At 35.0% G+C, this 20,208-nt stretch carries 16 protein-coding genes; 1 reads left to right on the forward strand and 15 read right to left on the reverse strand.

The window, feature by feature from the left end; translation table 11 throughout:
* Positions 1-195: 195 nt before the first annotated feature.
* The 8 genes from B6K08_RS04210 to B6K08_RS04245 form a co-directional block, all read right to left on the reverse strand.
* Positions 196-720, reverse strand: coding sequence for a hypothetical protein (locus tag B6K08_RS04210; RefSeq protein WP_080325465.1), 525 nt, complete (start codon positions 718-720; stop codon positions 196-198).
* 461 nt (positions 721-1,181) lie between these two features.
* Positions 1,182-1,541, reverse strand: a complete 360-nt coding sequence (locus B6K08_RS04220; RefSeq protein WP_080325467.1) for a hypothetical protein — start codon at positions 1,539-1,541, stop codon at positions 1,182-1,184.
* 30 nt (positions 1,542-1,571) lie between these two features.
* Positions 1,572-2,573, reverse strand: a complete 1,002-nt coding sequence (locus B6K08_RS04225; protein ID WP_080325468.1) for an HNH endonuclease domain-containing protein — start codon at positions 2,571-2,573, stop codon at positions 1,572-1,574.
* A gap of 736 nt (positions 2,574-3,309) precedes the next feature.
* On the reverse strand, positions 3,310-4,050 hold the full coding sequence (locus B6K08_RS04230) for a hypothetical protein (RefSeq protein ID WP_080325469.1): 741 nt from the start codon (positions 4,048-4,050) through the stop codon (positions 3,310-3,312).
* Positions 4,051-4,099: 49 nt separating this feature from the next.
* Complete coding sequence (locus B6K08_RS14165; protein ID WP_268761929.1) at positions 4,100-4,234, reverse strand: hypothetical protein; 135 nt, start codon at positions 4,232-4,234, stop codon at positions 4,100-4,102.
* Between the two features lie 52 nt (positions 4,235-4,286).
* Complete coding sequence (locus tag B6K08_RS13700; protein WP_159446684.1) at positions 4,287-4,436, reverse strand: hypothetical protein; 150 nt, start codon at positions 4,434-4,436, stop codon at positions 4,287-4,289.
* Between the two features lie 45 nt (positions 4,437-4,481).
* On the reverse strand, positions 4,482-6,587 hold the full coding sequence (locus tag B6K08_RS04240) for a PcfJ domain-containing protein (protein WP_080325471.1): 2,106 nt from the start codon (positions 6,585-6,587) through the stop codon (positions 4,482-4,484).
* A 206-nt stretch (positions 6,588-6,793) separates the two neighbouring features.
* Positions 6,794-7,639, reverse strand: coding sequence for a KilA-N domain-containing protein (locus B6K08_RS04245; protein ID WP_080325472.1), 846 nt, complete (start codon positions 7,637-7,639; stop codon positions 6,794-6,796).
* Between the two features lie 295 nt (positions 7,640-7,934).
* On the opposite strand from B6K08_RS04245, the gene B6K08_RS04250 reads away from it, so the two are divergent.
* On the forward strand, positions 7,935-8,126 hold the full coding sequence (locus B6K08_RS04250; protein ID WP_080325473.1) for a hypothetical protein: 192 nt from the start codon (positions 7,935-7,937) through the stop codon (positions 8,124-8,126).
* Positions 8,127-8,307: 181 nt separating this feature from the next.
* On the opposite strand, the gene B6K08_RS04255 is transcribed toward B6K08_RS04250, so the two are convergent.
* The 7 genes from B6K08_RS04255 to B6K08_RS04280 are packed head-to-tail and all read right to left on the reverse strand — an operon-like array spanning position 8,308 to position 20,208.
* Positions 8,308-8,859 (reverse strand): hypothetical protein, encoded by a 552-nt coding sequence (locus B6K08_RS04255; protein ID WP_080325474.1) that lies wholly within the window; start codon positions 8,857-8,859, stop codon positions 8,308-8,310.
* Between the two features lie 5 nt (positions 8,860-8,864).
* Positions 8,865-10,874, reverse strand: a complete 2,010-nt coding sequence (locus tag B6K08_RS04260; protein ID WP_080325475.1) for an AAA family ATPase — start codon at positions 10,872-10,874, stop codon at positions 8,865-8,867.
* A 9-nt stretch (positions 10,875-10,883) separates the two neighbouring features.
* Positions 10,884-11,048 carry a hypothetical protein gene (locus B6K08_RS13705; protein WP_159446685.1) on the reverse strand — a complete coding sequence of 55 codons (165 nt, stop codon included), beginning with the start codon at positions 11,046-11,048 and terminating at the stop codon, positions 10,884-10,886.
* Entirely contained in the window at positions 11,036-13,210 is a 2,175-nt protein-coding gene (locus B6K08_RS04265) for a DEAD/DEAH box helicase family protein (protein WP_080325476.1), read from the reverse strand. The genes B6K08_RS13705 and B6K08_RS04265 overlap by 13 nt, the downstream gene beginning before the upstream one ends.
* Positions 13,211-13,235: 25 nt before the next feature.
* Positions 13,236-15,413 carry a DUF262 domain-containing protein gene (locus B6K08_RS04270; protein WP_080325477.1) on the reverse strand — a complete coding sequence of 726 codons (2,178 nt, stop codon included), beginning with the start codon at positions 15,411-15,413 and terminating at the stop codon, positions 13,236-13,238.
* A gap of 31 nt (positions 15,414-15,444) precedes the next feature.
* Positions 15,445-16,584, reverse strand: a complete 1,140-nt coding sequence (locus B6K08_RS04275) for an aminotransferase class V-fold PLP-dependent enzyme (protein WP_080325478.1) — start codon at positions 16,582-16,584, stop codon at positions 15,445-15,447.
* 18 nt (positions 16,585-16,602) lie between these two features.
* A complete protein-coding gene (locus B6K08_RS04280) occupies positions 16,603-20,208 on the reverse strand; it encodes a hypothetical protein (RefSeq protein WP_080325479.1) in 3,606 nt (1,201 codons plus the stop codon).

Below are 20,208 nucleotides of genomic sequence, written 5' to 3' on the forward strand. Positions count from 1 at the left end.
AATTTTAACTTTACTTTTCTAAATTATTTCGCCATATCTTTACTCATTCCTGCTGAAATAGTCCATAAAAAGTTCCATTAAGCAGACAAAACTTTATAATGAAAAGGAAAACGCCAGTCAAATATCCGAGATGCCCCATTAAAATTAGAATAATAATCTAACGATTGGGGGCCGTATAAATGACTGGCATTTTTATTAATCAATACGGTAAAGCTCAATATTCTCATCTTCTGTTTTCACAATTAGCATATTTTTACCTGAATCAATATAAAGACTATTGGCAATCACATCTGTAGTTCCCGGTAACTCAGTAATCATCTCGATTTCCTCACCAGCTTCTATGTTCATTGCCTCAATAGGGGCAGCATTTAAACAATAAGATGCCGGATGACCATAATAGGAAACACACGCCAAACTATACATTGTCTTATTCGTACAAGCAATACCAACCACAAAATTTCCATCAGAGATGTGGAAAAATGTTTCGGTTACTGCATTCCAACCAAAAATAACACCCGACTGCCCACTGGCTCCTGTCAAATAACCAATTATAGTGTTACCCTTACTGCTCCAACGGACACCAGAATTTTCCACAAAATCAGGTTCTGCATCAGGCCAGTATTGCTGAAAAACAGCATACGATACGGTTTTATATCTTCCATCCAGCATATATCCCAATACAGATTCATCATCCAATAACACTTCTACATCCGTCAGCATATTTCTCCACCTCAAAATTTCATTGGTACAAGTCAACAATCTATTATTAATTTCTCCAGCGACGTGTTCCGCCCCCAGACTGACGATAGTTCTATCTGTCCTCACGACAGTCCAGATGATAGCCGTTATCGTCATAGTATTCTTAGTGATGCCAACTTGACCAAACCTCCAACATAAGTAAAATATTGTATTACCCTCAAACCTCCGGTTAGATCAAGCTCTGCACCAGTAGTAGCCAAAACGATATTATATTTATCGTCAATAGTCACACATCTTTGCACAACATATATATTATCAAATATTTTTGAAACACTATCTGCAAAGATCATGCTGATTGTTACTGACACGCCTCCCTGTCGCTAGAACGCTATACTTTACTATCGATGTTTGGCTACGGAATTTGTCACTACCTTCAGATATTTTTTAGGAGACAATAGATGACACGGGCTATATTGTCCCTATTACACGGAATCTTCCAGAAATGAGTACATAAGATCCTCAAGGTTGATATCATAGTTCCAATTCTTTTCTATACCATCTACTTCATAGCATATGGTAAAATTCCCAAAAACTTCAAATAGAGCATCTCTAGATGACATTTGAGGATTCATACACACAAGTTTTCTAGCACGTTCTATTCCCGGCTCGAATTCATAATAGTTCTCATTAAAGGCATCACCCATACCTTCGATAATCCAGTCCGTTCCGGGTCCATCCGGGTGTTCTTTTATACTATAATACTTACCAAATCCTAACGAGGCTGATTCTTTTTCACTAGATAAGCATACCCCTATTTCGATTTCTTTATCCTTCAAACTCATTCACTTTCATCCCAATCTAGTGTATCAATTTTACCAGTTAAACTCTTTTATACCACTACGTTTAGCATATTCCCACATACTATCCAACAAACCATCTGTATAACTTTCAAAATCAGATAATATTACTATATCATGTGACTTTTGTAATATTTTATTCCTGTTATTGATTTGAAGCAAATACTCTTTGGAAGGCACCCGATTATTTTTCCTCTCATTACAGGTTGGACACGACAAAACAAAATTCCATAACTTATCATCTTTAACAAATGACCACGGAATAAAGTGGTCAACATGAACATTGTCTTTAAGTTTTCTACCACAATAAAAACAGGTATTTTCCTCAAATTCTTTTCTAAGAATTTCTCTATAAACCGACAAATCACTGCGCCGAGGAGTAGCTAACTCTAATTTCTCTATAACCCTGACGACCAAATTATCCTGGTTAACCTTTTCTAAAAACTTAGCCCAAGAATAATAATTTAACCGCTCCAATTCAGCCTTGTATTTCAACATAAATTCATAAAAACAATAACTAAGTGTTAAACCTTCCGCATTTAAATCAAATGCATAAATATACCCATCAAAATCAGCATATAGTGCACCTACAACATACTTCTTACAATCTGCAGTTACTAACTGTACTATTTTATTACGTTCTATTTTATCAATAGCACTAAACTCCAATGTAGATAAAATACCATTACTTGTAGCTGCCCTTTTTAATATGGTTTCTATTTTAGATAACCTAGAGTTACCATCTGGCCTCATCTGTCGTAAATCATATTTAATAACTAGATTCCAATAGTTTTCAGTAAATCGGGCAAATAACTCTTCATACGTATAAAAAATCCCCATTCCAGTCTTTTTGCCACTAAATAAGCTATCAAGCAACGACTTAATAAGTCCATATTTATACGTATTTCTCTTTCTGCATGAATCGGAAAAAACATAATTAAATAATGACCATATTCTGTCATCGTTTATGTAGAATTCTTTTATTGGTCCGTATTTTAAGTCCCATCCTGCCATCATATACTCCGCATGTATACAAAATTTAACTTTACTTTTTTAAATTATTTCGTCATATCTTTACTCATTCCTGCTGAAATAGTCCATAAAAAGTTCCATTAAGCAGACAAAACTTTATAATGAAAAGGAAAACGCCAGTCAAACAAACCTTATCCCCCATTGTCGTTAGATTTTCTTCAATAGTTTTTGAGTCAAATTCAGCTTATTTTTCACCAGTAATAATTTCAAGTAAATAATTGTTCATAAAATCTAATGCTTTGGGATCCATATCCTTAAGTAACATAGCTAATCCCTCCTATACTAACCAACACAATAATCTAAACACCATTTGCAATATGACAACTGTCACTATTAGTTAATAATTATTCTTTTTCTTTATTCTATATTAACCGGCATGATTTGCAATATCTAAATGGGCAAAAAAAGGACCCTGCCAGAGAACTTATATTCTCAAACAGGGTCCTGTTTTATGCCAGGCTTAGCAAAAATAAAAACAAGAACAGTTCCTTACAAACCGAGCATAAGTCGGCTTTGGAATAAGGTTGAGGTCAGTTTAACAAAGTTGTTACAGGGCGTCAAGGACAGAAAAAAGAATCGTTTACATCAGCGAGGTTAACTTAAAACAAGATAAACGGCAGGCATAGAACAGTCTTTCCCACGTGAGGCTCTGGCCCCACGGGAAATAGTGTAAGATCGCCGCCCCCCGGTATACGCCCCGCCCAAAAGAAAAAGCACCCAATTAAGGGTGCTTAGATTTCTTTAACCATTCTTCCTCTCTCATCCTAAAAGTTCCTTCAAGACCATACTCAAATGCTATATGAGTACAGTCAGGATACCGCTTCATCATCAATTCAATACGCTTTACAAATCTACGATAAAAGTCTGTTACTACACCTATATTCTTTTTGATCACATTATTCTCGCCTTCTTCAGTTAATCCAGGTATGTGGCTGTAAATCAAATAATGATAGTTATAATCTTTTTTGACCTTATCTAAAACAGGATTATCATAATCTTTTTCCAGCAGTTTTGCTGTTTCAGTAATTTCCTTAAGCATTTTCTTTATATCTGAATATGAATAGATATTCTCTCCCCACCATTCAAAACCCTCAAAGTCAAAATGGGTTCCCCATACTTTAAAATCCTTATTAAGATACTTTTCCACAAATACCCGTAGAAAACACATTATATAGTCTTCATCAATAGATATTTGTCCTTTAGGAAAAAATTCAATGTTCCGTAGATCTCCATCAGGTTTAGCGTTGAAAATCTTAACGGGCATAATCCAAAAATAGTATTCATCTCCATAAGCTCCTTCAAGAATTTCTAAATAACCCTTGCCTTTTAACGATGGGTAATCTTGTCCCTTTGGGCGACGCATTTTGGGCGAAAGAAAAAGTTTTTTCCAATTATCTCCCCTCAAAAATTCGGTCGCAGCCTTCTCCAACATTTTCATATCTGTTTCAGAGAGTTTTCCCATAATAACGCCTCCTTTGGAGCTGTATTTTTTGCTTCATCGAATACTTAAATCAACCATCTTCTATTTCTTTTGCCTCTTGGATTTTCTTCATTCCTTTGTCGCAGACTTCCAGAAAGAGTCGCACACGATCTTCTTTGGGTTCATGAAATAGTATTTCGAAGAATTCTTCAGCAGAAATCGGCATTTCCTACATTGGCTCTAAATCGTTTTTGTTCTTCTCAGACATAGTGTCCACCTCAATTCTCTCGGGGTTCATCCAAAGCCTCTATTTGTCGATTCGTTTCTGCATACTCAATGGCCGCTTGCCGGTCAAAATCCATACCTAGCTTCTGGGATATTTCCAAAATCTCATCCACATCGGTACTTTGTCGAAGTTTCCTTATCAATTCTATTCCTTGCTTCCTAGATAATTCTTCCATGGCAATCACCTCTCAACCTAATCCTCCTACAGCCACGCGGTGCCTTAGTTCTGATAGTCCAAGCAATATTGCACGATCCCGGTCTGATAAATCACGGTTCATGTAATCTCTTACTTTGTGAGCTATCATACACCCCTTTAGATTCCCTAATTGACCTGCCCTTTCCAGCCACTCCAAAGATTTGTCATAATCCTGGCGTATTACCCTACCTCTAAAGTACATACGCCCCAGAGCAATCATAGCCTCAGTATTTCCACTACCAGCCGCTTTGAAAATTCGTTCTCCTTCCGGCAAAAGATATGTTAGTCTGCTTATTTCATCGGTAAATTCCATCCAATATGGGGCAGATAATGGATATTTATTTGAATGTCTCAGGGCCCATTCTAACATCAGATAATATCCATCACATATTTTATCCTCATCAATATTTACTAATTCTTCTAGGTTCATCTCGTCTATTGATTTCTCATAAGGAATAGGCTCAACAATTACATCATCAAATTCTTTCAATTCTTCCGGAGACATAGGGACTATATCATCCACATCTATTTCTAAATGATTATGCTTAGCCCAGTAAAAACAAACATTATTTACTTCTCTATCCAATTGTCTATTATATTTTCCTGATGCCTGTACTATATGGCATCCCTTTTTTAGTTCTATACATGCTGAGTATTCCTCCTTATTCATGACATAAACTATTACGGACTCTCGATTAAGTATTCTATCCCGATAAGTAGCCACACAATTATTAAAGGCTGCACCTATTTTGGAAAGCATTCTTGTATTCGGCAATAATCTGAATTCATATCCATTTATCCTGCAAGCATAAGTCTGCTCTATCTTATTGTATTTTACTTTGGTAGATTCCCATTTTTCAGACAATGCAGTGACTTCCGTACTGATTGCATCATGTACATAGTCTGTCAACCCATCTTTTAATAATCGTGCTATTACTTCTTCAGACAGGTCCTTATAAAAAGCATGAAATGAATTAAGTATATCCCATTGTAATTCGGTCATACTTGCATCCCTTGAAACTACATACAACCATTTCAACATTTTCTTTTCACCTTTTTGTTCAAGGAGCCATTTACAATAAAATTCCAATACGATCCAACGAACTATAGCTACATCTCTTGTAACGCACTTTTCTTCCCTGTCATAATGGAATCTATGTAGATACAAATTGGCTATACAATCGTCCAAATAAAAGAATTTGTGCATAAAATTAATATCTTTTATCCCCCACTGCTTAAATATCATGTACCAGACAATGGCATAAGGATTGAAAGCATACGCTTTGCGCAGGCCCTTTGGCGGATTTATTTCCAGTAAATCACAGATTATCTTATAGTTATTTTTCTCTTCCTTAGTAAATATCTCATCAAAAACATCAGTATCATCCTGTTTAATAAATTCCTGAAAGAATTTCTTTAAAAAAACAATATTTACATCAAATGGCCGTTCAATATAACCCAATAATGTGGTTTTATTTTTTATTTGGCATAATACGCTTGGCTTGATGCCGGTAGCACAAAGAGTATTATCCCGCATAGCCTCAATTGCTGTTTCAACAACAACATCGGGAACATCAATATCAGTTTCCGTCCAGTCAATTCGGGTATTATCTATTTGTTTTATTTTAGATACCATGACTTTATCTTTTACAAAATCAACAGCTAATGAATAATTTAACCATCTACGGATAATACCATTTCTGCAATATTGTACCTTCATTACATCGCAGGCAATATTGGTTGATTTGTCCGGGGTTCTTTGGAATACCCTCCACCTATAAGGAACGAATGCCATCTCGTGCTTTTCAGGCATATAACTTAATTTTAGAGACGCATGGCCCAATAATCCATCTAAGCAGCAACCTTCCTGTGATACGACATGATTATCTGATATTTCTTCTATTTCCTCAATGGTATTATGAATCGGACAAAAAATATAATCTGTATCTAATGCATGGTAATAGTCATAAGGATATCCTGTATATTCAACAACAGTTAAACAAGGGGTATATTCAATATCTTTATCAACATATTTGGCGTCAGTACATCTTACCCATTTGCCATTTTCATAACTATATATAAAAGTAGCATCTAACATACCAACACCTCCCTACATATGACTTGTTTATATTGAGCGTTCAATATTAGTTAATAATTATTCTTTACTATATTCTATATTAACGACTATTTTTTTCAATAATACACTGGTCAAAAAAATGGCCCTGCTAGAGAATTTATGTTCTCAAACAGGGGCTTTGGTCACTTATTATATGAACTTAGAGTTCAACGGCTTTTTGTATTGTTTTATTTACCAAATCGTTTTTGTAACCGTTTTACGCTGGCAACATTAGAAATGGATTTCAACTGGGATACTGCAATATCGCGAAGTTTTTGGAGTCTATCTCGCTGTGACAATCCGGCTTTTATAAATTCTGCATTGAGCATTTCAAGATTGGCCAAAATAATAAGCTGAGCAAGATTGGCTGCATCACGAACATTACCTTTTTCTTTAGGATGGGTATCCCTCCACTCTTTGGCAGTAATTCCGAAAAGAGCAACATTGATAACATCGGCCTCATTTGCATAGGTAAAATTAACATATCTGGCAGGGAGCTTTTCATCAATAATATGTTCCTTAATTGCGTCAGTGTGAACCTTGTAGTTGGTCTTGGCGATTTCCCTGCGTGCTGACCAATCAAGGGAAAGATGATCACTTTCAGCCTGCTTCAATCGCTGATAATCCTTGATAATATACAATTTAAACTCTGCTGAAATCCAAGAAGCGAATTCAAACGCTATGTCACTGTGAGCATAGGTGCCACCATAACGACCAGATTTTGAAATAATACCTATTGCATTAGTAGAATCTATCCATTTTTGAGGAGTCATAACAAAAGCATTTCTCCCGGCATTTTTTGTAACCGCCTCGAATTCGACACGGTTAAAATTTGGATTATGTAATTCTTCCCAAATTGCCAAATAATCTACAGTGCTACGATTACGCATCCAATTTTGAATTATATAACGCGGATTATCTTCATCTTCATATTTTGCAATATCCGTAAGCGAAATATAATCATCCCCATCGCTTGATAAGTTGGCCCTGATGGTTAATCCTTTTGCTTCAATATTTCCATTGACCGTTGTCATTGGTTTTCCCTCCTTCACCTTTACTCTTTTGCTACATACTACAAAAAATATATAACACCGAACAAACAATCTGCTAACCAAATTATATCAAACTTATGTTTTGTATTCAACCTCAAACATCATTTTTAAAAAATAAAAATGGTGCCTGGAATCCAGACACCATAACAAACATATGTTCTCGACATAGCGACTTTTTTCGCCCACCAAAGTATTGCCCCTATTATTTTCATACCCTATAATCACATCAACAAACAAATCATTACTATCCTGTATCCTTTGATTGGAGATGATTTCTATGATTTTAGAAATGGCATTAATCGCACAATTAGCTTTATGCTCCCCACCACCCGCCACATACCGGGCTGAAGATTATGAATACGAATATTACAAGCTTTTGCGGGAACACGAGGATTTACAACGCAACTACGATGATCTGGAAGATGCCTACGAAGATGCAACAAGTGATCCATTATATCCAGAAGAATAATGACATTTTTTTTATCGCAGCTTACTTAACATACCTCAACCTCAACAAGCCTCCTTTCTAACATCATCAACAACTTTACTACAGAGGTATGTTGCCTAACGGGGACGTGAATAATCACGCCCCTGTTTTTTTATGTATCCCAGAAAGAACATACCCTACTCAACGTAATCCAGAAAGTAGATCATATCCCTACTTGATTGCATAGTTTTAAAATGTCATCTACCGACGTCGCGGTGCTTTCATTATCTTTATAATACGATTTAACGAACCTACATAAGTTCTCATAATCATCTTCTGTAGATGTTGAGTCCTCTATCAGTTCTTCATAAAGCAATTCTATTCCGCCCAATAAGTATGCAAGAAAAATTTTATCTCCAGCTGTTCTTCTTTCTTCGTCCCGATCATAGCGAAAAGCTCTATCTAATCTTTCATCTTGAGATAGCTTATTTTTTCCATCTAATAACATAATTACCCTATAATTCAATTCTAAAGTATCTTTTATTTTCATTACCTGTTCCAAAAAGATATTATTCGGTGGTATATTAACGTCCTTATCAACTTCACCTTTTCTTTTATAAATAAAACCAATGATAGATGCTAATTCGATTACTTGCATATTATTATCGAAAATTGATTTTCTCTGTTCAACGGATCCACCAGAAATTTTTGATGGAGCTAGCTGGCGTAGATAATTAGCATGCTTACCATAAAATGTCATATTTTTATCAAACATACTATTCACCTCTTCTCAATTGTTGATTGTGTTTTACTAATTGGCTTCAAATCGTATCTAGCACCTATTTTACTGGAAAGATGTTGCTCAGCTATTTTTCCATCTGTATCTTTTATGAAAATAATTATTTGTTTAGCTATTTCAGGTATTGTTTGACATATCTGTTTTATTCTTGTCTCATCGAACGAAGAGAGGGGTGCATCCATAACTAAAGGATAACCATCTTCATAGGAGGTTAAATCATCTTTATTCTCTTTATTCTCTTTATTTATTTTTACAAGTTTAATTATCCCAACTATAAACGCAAATATTATTGCATAGTTTTGGGCAGTATTTCTTGCCAAATTACCACCACCTCCTAATACGTCTTTTAACGTAGAAGTAATTCTATACTCTTCATCGACAGCAATTTTGATGTCACCATCATAGATGTCATCAAAAATTTCATTGATTATTACTTCCAAATCACGGCGAGTATTTTTTTCCTTTTTCATATAAGTATTTGAAAGCATTTCATACAAAGAATTTGCATAATTATAATAAGCAATATTTTTCCTATTTTTTTCACTCACCGCTAATAACTTATCTCTGTTAGTTTGGGCTAAATTTCGCTGTATTTCATCCTTAGCTATGTCTTTTCTATAGTTTCTCACTCTATCCCTATAATCGTTAATCCTAGCTGTACTGCCATTTATATTTTTCCTTAAGTTTTCTACCTGACTGGTGTCCTTTAAAGTATCCTCAAGCAATCTCCTTTCATCAGATGCTTTACGAGCCTCTTCACTATAGTTACTTTTATCAACTATGCATTGTTCAAAATTATTCTTAAATTCTCCAATATTTCTCAATCTTGCTCTAATATCTTTTGAAAATTGTACTATGCTATTTCCTATACTATCCGATGGCAAGTCTTCCATCAAAGACATTAAACGTTTTGATACTTCACTACCCTCCTCTATTTTACATCCGCAAATACACTCTTTAGCATTTAATAAGAATTTAATAGTATCCACAGGTATATACGGTCTTACTTCCTCCGGTTTAGAAACAGACTCTATTTCTTCTAAAGCTGCTTTAAAAAGAGGCTGAGATATTTCTGTCCCAAAATTCTTCGCAAAATCCTTAAATAACGAAACAACTAAAGCATTTTCTCTTTTTTCATTGTCCACTATCTTTTTCTCTAAAGCATCATATTCTTTTTTTCTATTTACATCATCTTGTAAATTGCTAAGTTGTTGTTTCCAATCAGCTATATTGCCTGCATGCCGTTCAATTTCAATCTCGAGATTCTCCACTTCTTTTTCATGCTTTTCAATGGCTTCTGAAAATCTGTCAATATCATTAGACAAGTCACGTATACGGTCATCTGAACCTAAATTAATTTCAGAATTAAATCTCCCGCATACGGTTCTCTTTTTTGTTGCAGGACCTAATTGGATTAAAGTATTGCGAAGTGCAGTTAATCCCACAAGGCCACGTACCGCATTTTTAAAATTAATACTTTTCTTTTTTTGTAAAAGTTCCGTACTCATTCTATCTAAATGCTCTCCATCAAAAAAGAAAAAACCCGATAGTTCCTGTGGTAACAATTTTTTTATAAATACCAAACTCTCCGTAGTCTTTAACCTTATCCATGAACCATTTTCATCTTGCTTTTCAACTATAAAATAATCACCATCCACGACTACTTTGTTGTACTTATATATAAAATCTTGAAATCTAGAAATTATATAATTCTGTCCTCTATATTCCACCAGAAGTTTAACTTTCATACATGCCTTGCTAATCTGTTCATACATTAACTCATTTTGAATCTCATAATTTAACAGATTCTCCCCTAATCCTTCAACCTCACCATACAAGCACCATACAAAAGCCTGCTCTAAAGTAGTTTTTCCGGCACCATTATCTCCCATAACTACAGTAACATTTTTTACACTATCTGTAGCAAAATCTATATACTGTGTACCTTTAAATGATTTAAAGTTTTCCAATTCAATCTTTTTTATTAACATAATCTCACCTTACTCCATATTTTTATCAACTTCTCGTTTTATGATTTTTACTATTTTGTCAATCATTTGACTTTCGGTATACTTTTCATGTTCTATATTCCGATTTTCTAACTCAGCAACCTGATCCATTATATTTTTAAGTACTTCCATATCAAGCTCATTTACTCCATCCATATATCTCTATCCTCCAATTCTGCTACATAATCATATAATTCGTATGCATCTATTATTTCTGACATCAAACGATCTCCGTCATAATCATTTATTGCAAGTCTTTTAAATTCATTAATTCTATTTAATTCTTTTTTAACCAAAGATAAATCTGATGACACTTCTTCTCTACCTAACATAGGTACTATATCCAACGGTCGAGGCAATGTAACAAAGTCATATATTGTCGCGTACCGTTTACCTGGAGCTTTTCTCAGTACACGTCCTCTACGCTGAATATACTCCTTTGGATTAGTAGTACTAGCCAAAATAAATGCTGTAGAGATTTGTGGTATATTAACCCCTTCATCCAAACATTTTATTGCAACTAATGCCTGCAGCCTTTGTTGCTCAAAATCTCGAATGATATCATCCCTCTCTTCACTAGTTTCCTTTGCTGTAAACTGTGCAGTTCGCATACCTAATTTAAAATTCAATAATCTTGAAATATAGTCAATCTGTCTTAAATCATCCTCTGGTTCATCGTCTAATAAAGACGTGTCATTAGTTGTTGTCGCACCACAATAAACCAACATATCGTTGCATTCTTTATATGATCTATCCACCAATTCCAATAGTTTTTCTGCTTTTTCTGATGCTCCAGCAACTATCCGCGCTCGTTTCAACAAGAGTTTTTTCCCCTCGTCATTCAAACTACTAGTTCCATCTCGATGATGTATTATACATCGCGAAATTTTCTCAGATAGTGCCTTGTATTTTCCTAACTCCTCTGAATTTAAATAGACAACCACCGGATAGTAATAATATGAGGTTAGTTTATCTTCTTTTATTGCCCGTTCTAAATCGTATTCAATACATTTCTTTCCAAAAAATGAGATAATATCCTCAGTCCCCGTGGGATCATTAAAACGTTCTATAGTTGCTGATAATGCCAATCTAAACGTATATTTCAAAGATAATGTTTGTTTTAAATACTGTGCCCCAAAATTATGTGCCTCATCGACAATAAGTAAGCAGTTCATCTGGGCTATCTTTGAAATTTTATTCTGAAAGAACTGGCTCTGGAAAGTAGCATTCGTGATAACAACGCATATAAACTTCTTTACTTGCATTTCATAAGCAAATATGTCCTCTTTAATACGATTCTTATAATCTTTTTGTGGCGATTCACTATAAGCAATAATTGGTTTAACACCAAATTTTTCTACATCGACACTCCATTGATTTACTAAATGTTGAAAAGGACAAACTATGATAACCGCCAGATGCTCAACAAATCTTGACAAATATGCAGCCGCACCAAGCGCAGTATATGTTTTTCCTGTTCCTGTTGCCATATCAAAAATTCCAGAAAATCTATTGTCTTTCCAACTTAAGATAGCTTCTTTTTGATAATCAAATAACTGAACATCATTTGGTATTACAAACTTATTTTGAATATCTTTCGACAAGTGTGATACTTTTTGTTCTCTTTCTACAATAGCAATTGCCTCATCATATGAAGTATTTTTATATTTTTCTATTATCGCCTTGTTGACCTTGGGAAATGCTACTGTTTCCAGCTTTGGATCCTCATTGTTCCACATGGTCTCAAAACCATTAATTTTTTCGTTTACTCTAACAGCATCTGATGGTTTCCAAGAACAAAATACATCGATTGTTTCATAGTTATATGAAATCGCCGTTTTAGTTTCATTCAATGAACCAGTAAACACAACCGTATTGCCATTATCATCAGCAATTATACCTAGCTTTTCGTGGTATATTCCTGGAGTTTTTAAGGTCGCTATTTTTATATCCAATACTCCATGAGCAATTAGATTAGCCAATAGATTTAAACGATTTTTAGACAACTCATCAAACTTTTCTTCCAGACAGGCCAATAATTTTTCTTCAACAAGTTCCTTGCGTTTTCTATAACCTTCTGACATTGATTTGATGTCTTCCTCACTTAACCTAGGCGAAGCGATTATTTCAATTTTTCCATTGTTTTTTACAAAATCGACCAAACCTGGCACAATTAAAGACAAGGCCGTAGAGGAAAAGAACCCGACGGCCCTCCTATAGATGCACCCTTCCCTTAATAACGGCACATAAAAAGACCGAACCAAATCATCATAAAGGGATTTGTATTGAGTTTTTACTTCTATATCTGACAACGCCATATTATTCACACCTAATAATATTTCATCACGACAACGAAGGAATTAAAATATTAATATGCTGTTGAACTTTACCAACTAATTCATCATATCTTTGTGATAAAATTTTTCTGCAGGAAGCCTCAGAGGAAGTATCAAAGTCTCCATTCAAGCCTAACACTGATTTGGATGCATAATTTTTTATCCTTGGAGCATAATCGGATAATTTGTCATCTGATATTGCCAAATTTTCTGCAGCTGTAATATATACAAAATTAACTGGAGAATTTAAGAAATAATCTTTTTTGCTTCTCAGTTTATCCTCCGAATTTTTTATCTTTTCATCCGGATATTTTAGCGATCCTAATGGAATAACATGGTGTTTTTCAAGTCTTTCTTCTGTAAATGGATTTATAGGCACATTTTTTTCAATTAATCCTTTATAGTTTTGTATCAAAAAGAATTGGCAAATTACGTCACGTAAAAACTCCTTAGGATAAATTCCAGTATCATCTGGCTTTTTTAACAGTAAAAATTCCTTTTCTGTAAAATAGCTAGCTTTAAAAATTTGATCGTACAATCCTTTAAGCCAAGCAATATCACCTTTTTCCAATATTTCAATGAGATATCTTATAGAAGCAATTGTCCGTTCCGTCTGGTCTGTATTAAAATACCCCGAGAAAATGCTTATCCAATACCAGGCTTCTAGTAAGTCATACGTTCTTTTTTCACTTCTATATTTTGAATTTAATAAAATATAAGCTACAACCACCAGCATTAACTTGTAATTAATATCCTTAACATTTCTAATACCGCATCTCATCTGCATAAAGAACAATGCTTGGTCTAATGCATCACATACCTCTTCACATCTATCTCTTAAATCCTCTGCACTTATAGCAAGAATTTTTTCACGTTTAATCAAGGATATATTAAGCTTATCTGGATCAAAATCTTGGCAATAAGCAAACAAACTTATAACATCTAAATATGCTTCGATATAGGCACCAGATATTTCTTCATTTATCTTATCCAAACACCCCAAAGTTAAAGTAGCAGTATATTTATTGGAATTAATATAGCTTTTTACTTTTTCATCATTACTTAGATTGGCGCTATAAACCACATCTTCATAATTTCGTGGAGATTTTATATAACCAACCAGCTTATCATAGTAATTTTCATTACTAACACTAGCAAACTTTGCCATAATTAATTCAAACGTACCAAGAGATACTCCACCTTTATTTAAATTTTCATAAATATTAATTGCTCTTGCACGATTATGATTATCTACTATTAACTGGTTAAGCTGTATTCTATTGAGGCAAGACATCAAATAGCTTTTTAGATTCCCAACCCACATATTGCCTTGCTCTTTCAGTAAGTCTTGAAAGTCATCACGTTCTGCCATACGGTCTTTGTCTGCAGCAAATTCCTGTATATCTTCTGTAATAATTGATTTTACAAAAGGTTCCTTTTCATCTTGTTCTAATGAATCATATTTAGATAGGATTTCTAACTGAATATTATCTGCTATTCTGGTCAATATTTGATTTAGCCAAGCATCATTGTTCCCTGTAAGCAAATAAAGTGGTACTAAATATTCATCTCCTGCACTACAGTAATTTACCAATTCGCTCTTAGGAGACTGCGGATTTTTAAATGGATTAAAGCATTCCGCACCATCTTTAGTAAAATTTATGATTTTTATTGCCTCATATATTTCATCTGCCAAAAAATTTGGCTCATCCTTTTCGGCATCCTTCCATGGCAAATCTAACCCTCTAGCATTGAATAAATCTGCCACAGCTCCATCCGAAGTACTGTATTTAGGTATTCTTAGAAAAAATCTTCTCTTCAGTGCATTTTGATTTATTAAATTACTTGGTTTACCAGCCATATCAAATACAACATTGGAAAAAGCATTGGTCAATACAGTTACTCTTTGCTGACCGTCTAGCAGTGCCTTAATTTCCCCTGTAATATCTAATTCCTGACTTGTCTTTCTCTCCTTACATCCGATTTGTTTATACGCATAATCCTTTGAATCACTTTTTAATAAAAGAATACTGCCTACAGGCATTTTTGCTAATACCGAAGCGACTAATTTGGCTTGCTTTTCCTCTTCTTTCCAAACAAATTTACGTTGGAAATCCGGCAATAAAATCTCTTTTGACGTGATTTTATCAATAACTTTACTTAATGCTTCTACGCATGTTTCCATTTAAATACCCCCGTAACAAATAATATATCCCCTACAAATTATCCCCTATATAATCCAATGCATCCCGCAGCTTCTGGAAGTCCTCATCACTAGTAAAATACCCTACACTCAACCGAATAGTTCCAGCTGGGAAGGTCCCCAAAAACTTATGGGCATATGGTGCACATTGGAGTCCTGTCCGGACATCTATCCCCAAACGATCGAAAATAGATGCTGCACTGTCGCTGCTGATACCATCTATCAACATTGAAACAACACCCACATATTCACAATCTGGATTTATACCAACAAGCTGGATAAATTCATATTCCCCTAATATATCCAGCAACTTTCCCCTATTGATTTGTTCCAACTTATGAATATGTTCAATGCCCGTTTCTTTTAACCAAGTCAACGCCGCATGAAGCCCAGCTATACCCCAGGCATTCATGGTTCCCATTTCATAACGGCTAGGCAACTCTCTTGGCATATCTTGATTAGCTGAGTCAACACCTGTTCCACCATATATCACCGGAGTTAATGCAATATTTGGATTAAGTAAAAATCCTGAAATCCCCGTTGGTCCATAAAGAGTTTTATGACCTGCAAAAACGGCACAATCACAGTTCAAATTCCCAAGATCTGTGTCTATTAACCCTGCTGTCTGTGACATATCCAACACGTTCACAGCTTGGTATTTCTTTGACAAGGAAAATATTTCATCAGCAGGAGCAACCAAGCCAAAAACATTACTGGCATGGGATACTATCACCACATCTGGTTTTACTTCAGAAAATTGATAACCAATTCGTTCTAAATCATAAGTATAATCATGTTTTACTTTTAGCTCCTGTACCTTCAGTTCATACATTTTCCCCAAACCATGCAGAACTCTGGTTACAGCGTTATGTTCAAAAGGTGTTATATAGATATTTTTCCTTCCAGAAACCACTAGCCCTTGGATAATCATATTTAAAGCTAACGTCGCTGTCGGTGTAAAAATCACCTCATGATTATGAGTATGAAAAAGCTCCTTAAGTAAGCTTCGAGTATCAGATATCAATTTCCCCACTGATTTTGCTCCGCCGCCCCTATCGCTACTGCCAACATATTGACTTCCAAAATCAGCCATAGCTTTATATACGCACTCAGGTTTAGGATATGTAGTTGCCGCATTATTAAAGTAGGCCATCCTACTTCCCTCCAACGATTAACATAATTTTTTTAATATTTCAGCCAACACCTGGCGTTTTTCTTGCTCACTAATAGACTGCCCCATAGCGTCTATGTTTGCTTCAATACTATTAAGAAGCAACTTTGCTCGCGGAGAATAATCCACCGTAGCAAAGCGACGACGTTGCGTTTTGCCCTTATCATTTACAAAGGAAAATTCAAAGCCTTCCTGTAACTCATCAGAATCTGCATCATTAAAAGGCTTGGCAACAAAGTTTTCAGCGCTTAACTTATATTGCGACACTCGCTCACTGAATAATGAAAAAGTATTTTTATCCCAATCATTAAACCGTAATCCAGTAGTCATTCTCGCTATATGCAATAACCAGTCAGCCTCACTAAAATCTTCCTGCTGACAAAGTTCCAAAAATTTTTCTGTCCCATCAGCAAAGCTTTCTTCCAGCACTCCATTTGGAAGTGTCTCACACCAATCCAGCATTATAGACTGCAGCGATGCTCTTTTAGGCTGGCTTTTACCAAATGTCTGCCGCAGATAGCCGCCAATGGCTTGAATTAAGGTTGGTACTGCTTCATCAAATAACCTTTTGGCATCATTAATAAGCTGAATCAATTCGTTATTTTTGGATATATCTATACCTACACTCCGAGGAATTTTTTGAAACAGTAAGTCATTCGCACTTTGCATGCCTTTTATGTTTTTGATAATTTGCAGATATTCACGCTTTACAGTATTCCCACTAACCGTTACCGTTAGTTCTTTGGCATACTTAGGCAATGACAAATACCAACCATACATCCCCCTAGCCACATGTTCAAACAAATCTCCGTTAGTAGCTGCAGCAGGTATATAATCAGCAAAAATATCTTCTAGCCCTTTTATATATTTTTCCTTATCCTCTGACCAATCAATACGCTCCAGATAAAACTTCTCTGGTTCCACATTAATTTGTTGCAAAATATCAGCACTTATATCCACTGGAGTTTTTTCATCATAAATAATGATTCGTCCCTGATAAATGTGTAATGCCACAGCAATATAAATTGGAATTACGCCCCGGCGAAGGCCAATTTTTCCAATAGGTCCCATGAGTTTTTGATACAATTCATTGAAAGATTTCGGATTTCCGGTTCCAGCCCCATCAATAAAGCTATATATGGTTTTCATAACACCATTTATTTTTTCATCTGCAGAAAATTTATTCAGAGTCCAAACATCATCATTGTTTGACAATAACCCCGTATTCATAATGGTGCTACGCATAATGGATACTTCCTGTCCAAAACCACTTAACCCCAGCTCTGACTCCACATCTTTTCGTAAAATTGCTGTCAACACCTTATGAAGGCTATTTAGGGCAGTAGAAGTAATTTCATTTTTATTAATAACCTCATTATTTATAACTGGTGTATCAGAATATATCTTATGACAAATATTTGACATCAACTCCGATAACTGGGACTTACGATAAAACTTCTGCTTCTCACCTAAATAATAAAAGCTAACTGTCTTATTTTCCGGTCTCGTATACCCCTGCAAAAAGTCCTTTACCATGGCATACAAGTCATCATAAATCAGATCATATTCGCCGTATAGCACTTCATCCCCTACAGCTGCCTCCCTAAGCTGGTGGACAACATGCAATTCAATAATTTTATCTCTTATAGATAAATATTGATGAGGTAATGCAAATATTATTCTCTCTGCATTTTGGGTAGAGGATTCAATTATGTCTTTTGCTATCTCAATTTCTTCCTCTGATTCCCCCAGTACAGCATAAATTACTCCGTCTGCTGGGATATTTTCACTTTTTATATGCCAATTTACTTCATCTGTAACATCAGATGCATTAATAAATTCCACCGCAAAAAAGCGCGTCATTTCCTTATCATCGTTATAACGAGAAGGATACATGTAGCGGTCAAAATTTAAAGTGTTCAATATTTCTTTAATATCTGCATGAGCATTGGCTTCCTTGCCATTGGAGATCTGGGCATAAATATTTATTCCTGATGCTTTTTTCAGGCACAAATATCCATTGCTGCGTTTCAAATAAATTACATATTCCTTAGCGATTAAATCATCTATGGCACGATCTATTTCTGAAAGTGTATAATCCTTTTCCAGTATGTGCTGTATTTCTTCCTTGGTAGGAGGTAAAGCATCATATTGCTCAAGCATATAAATCATTGCCAAAATCTTAACGATTTTGGGCTGGATTTCACTATCGGATATTTTGGGCAATATATTTTTGGCCAGTTCATAATTCTTGCCAATGGTTCCAGTATTAACTTCCTTTTCCAATAATGGCTGGAAATAATCATAGATATAATCTGGGGTTATCAGGAAAAATTTTTCATCACTATGTAGTTTTAAATATTCTTGTAAGGTGTTATGACTATTTGCCGACAAGAATGTAAATAACGTCCGTTCATTCTGTGCCACCCGTTCTGAAAGTCTTGGCAATATAAACAGGGAAGATGGATGTAAAGGATACGCTCCTTGTAGTACATTCAAGACATTATCAACAGGAATATCCCTGAACATTTCATGATCTTTATATGTTTTTTCTAACTCGGCAAATACACTGTTATTTTTCTTAACAAACTTCTGCCATTTTACTTGATCCTTTTGGATGACTGTGTCGATTATCTCATATGTTTGAATATATTCATCACTAAAATGAGTGTGCTTAAAACGCTCAGATACTCCACGCCAGCCATCAGTCTTTTGTTTTGGCAATTGGTCAATATAATTGGCAATTTCCTTGTGGGATATCAACAACAAATGCATTTGTTCTTTGCCACTGCGATTGCATTTTTCCGCAAAATCCTGCAGTTGCTTTGTATCGCTAACTGAAGCAGCCTTTATATTAGCCTCCAAAAACTTGCTAAACTCATCGTATACAACAAAGAGACCTGTATATCCCTTTTGCTTTATACTTTTAAGTACACTTTCATAAAGCTCTGCCACATCAAAACCCAGGAATGGATTAAAAACACTACCCGCCGTCAAATTAGGATATATCTTTTCAAATTCCTCATAAGCAGTTATGTCAAAGGACTCCAATCGTTCTATAAAATCCTGTCCTGTTGACTTAATGCCGTTTACAAATTGCTGATAAGTATCCGGAAATTCTGTCTGCCATTTATTAATACATCTTACTGCAGCTTTATAATTGGTTTCAGGCATAACATTGAGCAAGTCCTCATCCTTCAATGTACGCTCCAACGCCAATAAAAACGCTTGTGAAATACTACTGCTACTTCCAGATATTATTACAGGTAATAATTTTTTATTGCTTTCATAATATCCATCAATTAATATTTTTAAATTGGCTCTTTCCTCTAACTTAGGTAATAAATGAATAAATTTATTAAGATCCTTTTTTAACAACAAGGACAATAAAGCTAAGACCATATGGGATTTTCCTTTACCATAAGGCCCTATAAGAACCCTTGCCCGCTCTGTGCCGTTATCATCCGTCGATTTTATCACATCTTCTATAAAATCTAACGCAGCATTGGCTGGAATATAATTTTCGATTTTTTCCATGTGGTGCAAATCATAAACCAAATTTACAGAATTCTGAAACCCTGCTGCTATTTTTATCATATCTTTCAT

Origin of the sequence: Anaerovibrio lipolyticus DSM 3074 (assembly GCF_900141865.1) — a bacterium.
GTDB classification, from domain to species: Bacteria; Bacillota; Negativicutes; order Selenomonadales; family Selenomonadaceae; genus Anaerovibrio; species Anaerovibrio lipolyticus.

Excerpts from the sequence above, each read along its gene's own strand:
- B6K08_RS04210 (WP_080325465.1), bottom strand. The coding sequence starts at position 720 with ATGCTGACGGATGTAGAAGTGTTATTGGATGATGAATCTGTATTGGGA.
- B6K08_RS04220 (WP_080325467.1), bottom strand. The coding sequence starts at position 1,541 with ATGAGTTTGAAGGATAAAGAAATCGAAATAGGGGTATGCTTATCTAGT.
- B6K08_RS04225 (WP_080325468.1), bottom strand. The coding sequence starts at position 2,573 with ATGATGGCAGGATGGGACTTAAAATACGGACCAATAAAAGAATTCTAC.
- B6K08_RS04230 (WP_080325469.1), bottom strand. The coding sequence starts at position 4,050 with ATGGGAAAACTCTCTGAAACAGATATGAAAATGTTGGAGAAGGCTGCG.
- B6K08_RS14165 (WP_268761929.1), bottom strand. The coding sequence starts at position 4,234 with ATGCCGATTTCTGCTGAAGAATTCTTCGAAATACTATTTCATGAACCC.
- B6K08_RS04240 (WP_080325471.1), bottom strand. The coding sequence starts at position 6,587 with ATGTTAGATGCTACTTTTATATATAGTTATGAAAATGGCAAATGGGTA.
- B6K08_RS04245 (WP_080325472.1), bottom strand. The coding sequence starts at position 7,639 with ATGACAACGGTCAATGGAAATATTGAAGCAAAAGGATTAACCATCAGG.
- B6K08_RS04250 (WP_080325473.1), top strand. The coding sequence starts at position 7,935 with ATGATTTTAGAAATGGCATTAATCGCACAATTAGCTTTATGCTCCCCA.
- B6K08_RS04255 (WP_080325474.1), bottom strand. The coding sequence starts at position 8,859 with ATGTTTGATAAAAATATGACATTTTATGGTAAGCATGCTAATTATCTA.
- B6K08_RS04260 (WP_080325475.1), bottom strand. The coding sequence starts at position 10,874 with ATGTTAATAAAAAAGATTGAATTGGAAAACTTTAAATCATTTAAAGGT.
- B6K08_RS13705 (WP_159446685.1), bottom strand. The coding sequence starts at position 11,048 with ATGGATGGAGTAAATGAGCTTGATATGGAAGTACTTAAAAATATAATG.
- B6K08_RS04265 (WP_080325476.1), bottom strand. The coding sequence starts at position 13,210 with ATGGCGTTGTCAGATATAGAAGTAAAAACTCAATACAAATCCCTTTAT.
- B6K08_RS04270 (WP_080325477.1), bottom strand. The coding sequence starts at position 15,413 with ATGGAAACATGCGTAGAAGCATTAAGTAAAGTTATTGATAAAATCACG.
- B6K08_RS04275 (WP_080325478.1), bottom strand. The coding sequence starts at position 16,584 with ATGGCCTACTTTAATAATGCGGCAACTACATATCCTAAACCTGAGTGC.
- B6K08_RS04280 (WP_080325479.1), bottom strand. The coding sequence starts at position 20,208 with ATGAAAGATATGATAAAAATAGCAGCAGGGTTTCAGAATTCTGTAAAT.